The following is a 1,846-nucleotide window of genomic DNA, read 5'->3' as shown; positions in this document are numbered from 1 at the left end:
GGTGTCGCGCGATTCCAGCATTTCAGCCTTCGAAAGCTCCGCTTCAGCTTCGCCGAGTAATGATTCGGCAGCGCTTCGCTGTTGGGCGAGGTCGCCTTGCGAATTTCTGAGGTTGTCGCGGCGCAAGCGTGCCGCCTTGGCGAAGGTCGGATAGGCAAAATGATTGATGTCGGTGATGCCGGCYTTCTTTTCYTCGGCGGTGATCTGAAGCTCCAGTTCSACRGCCATGCGTTCGAACTCGGCGATCATCATGTCGAGCTGAAGCAGCTGCCGCCGCTTCTCATTCACCTGAAACTGTTTCAGCCGAACGAGGTTTTCACGTGACTTCATGATTCGGTACTCCCGGAAACGCACACCCGCACATATCGTCCAAACCACCTGGAAAGGCCCWGGCGCYRCCCGTKTCCACCGGCWTTCCCSGAAYTATGGGAAACAAAMYCCTAAAGTTTTTYGCCGTTGGTAACCATTCGTTTACGGGCATTGTTAATCATACGGSTCAGGACTTAAGGCCGGGTAAAAATTCCGGTCGCCGATTCGGAAGCGCGTCGATGAGTCCCTGGAGTCGCTTAGTCCAGGTTGTTAATGTGTTGCATTAGGAATTTGGGTCTGTGATTCGTTATTAGATTCAAGAGGGTGTAGAAAGGGGTTAAAAAATCTGGTACCGTCGTGGACGGGAAATTAGGTTTTGTTAACCATTCAATGGCAGCCTCTGCACAAGGCAACCACTGCTCCGGATCCGGACGGGTCGTAAGATGGTCCGGCAGCAGAAAAGGGGAATTAAATGCGTGTTCTGCTGATAGAAGATGACAGTGCAACCGCACAAAGCATCGAACTGATGCTGAAATCGGAAAGTTTCAACGTCTATACGACGGACCTCGGCGAAGAGGGTGTCGATCTGGGCAAACTCTACGACTACGACATCATCCTTCTCGATCTCAACCTCCCCGACATGTCCGGCTACGAGGTCTTGAGAACGCTTCGCCTCTCCAAGGTAAAGACGCCCATTCTCATCCTCTCCGGCATGGCCGGCATCGAGGACAAGGTACGCGGCCTCGGCTTCGGCGCCGATGACTACATGACCAAGCCGTTCCACAAGGACGAGTTGGTAGCGCGCATCCATGCCATCGTGCGGCGCTCCAAGGGCCACGCCCAGTCGGTCATCACCACCGGTGACCTGGTGGTCAACCTCGACGCCAAGACTGTTGAAGTCGGCGGCCAGCGCGTGCATCTCACCGGCAAGGAATACCAGATGCTGGAGCTGCTCTCGCTGCGCAAGGGCACCACGCTCACCAAGGAAATGTTCCTCAACCACCTCTATGGCGGCATGGACGAGCCGGAACTGAAGATCATCGACGTCTTCATCTGCAAGCTGCGCAAGAAGCTCGACGCCGCGTCCGGTGGCCAGAACTACATCGAGACGGTCTGGGGCCGCGGCTATGTGCTGCGCGAACCCGAGGACATCCGCGTCAGCGCCTGAACGGCCAGCGCCTTCAGAATCTCAAAGTTGAAAAAAACCCGGCTCAGGCCGGGTTTTTTGCATGATGGGGGCGATAATTGCGGAAACCGTTCCCGACTTTCCTGGAATTGTTCCAGGCGCGGAATCAGGCGGCGATCTTCAAGTTGCGAAAACGCTCGAGCAGCTGCGGGCGATTGAAGGGCTTCAAGAGATAGCCCTGGGCGCCGGCGCGCTTGGCCCGCATGATCGAGGCGATATCGAGCTCGACCAGCGAGATCAGGATCTGCGGTTTGATCGGGCTTTCCATGGCGCGCACGCGGCGGATGAGGTCAACCGCCTGCACATCCGGCAAGGCGCCGTCGACGACGATGATGTCGGGCATGTCGGCGG

Annotated in this window: 3 protein-coding genes; 1 reads left to right on the top strand and 2 read right to left on the bottom strand. The window is 56.8% G+C overall.

The window, feature by feature from the left end:
* On the bottom strand, window positions 1–330 hold a 330-nt coding region (locus tag AC1DX0_RS35385), incomplete at its 3' end, for a flagellar export protein FliJ (protein ID WP_477359098.1).
* Window positions 331–781: 451 nt separating this feature from the next.
* Here AC1DX0_RS35385 and ctrA point away from each other — a divergent pair.
* On the top strand, window positions 782–1,477 hold the full coding sequence (gene ctrA / locus AC1DX0_RS35380; RefSeq protein WP_006203583.1) for a response regulator transcription factor CtrA: 696 nt from the start codon (window positions 782–784) through the stop codon (window positions 1,475–1,477).
* A gap of 124 nt (window positions 1,478–1,601) precedes the next feature.
* On the opposite strand, the gene AC1DX0_RS35375 is transcribed toward ctrA, so the two are convergent.
* Window positions 1,602–1,846, bottom strand: a 245-nt coding sequence (locus AC1DX0_RS35375; protein WP_477359095.1) for a response regulator, incomplete at its 5' end; no start/stop codon positions are given.

The sequence above is a fragment of the Mesorhizobium sp. P3_A9 genome (assembly GCF_056402975.1).
Note: the sequence above shows the minus strand (reverse complement) of the source record. Positions and strands in the feature narration are given on the sequence as shown.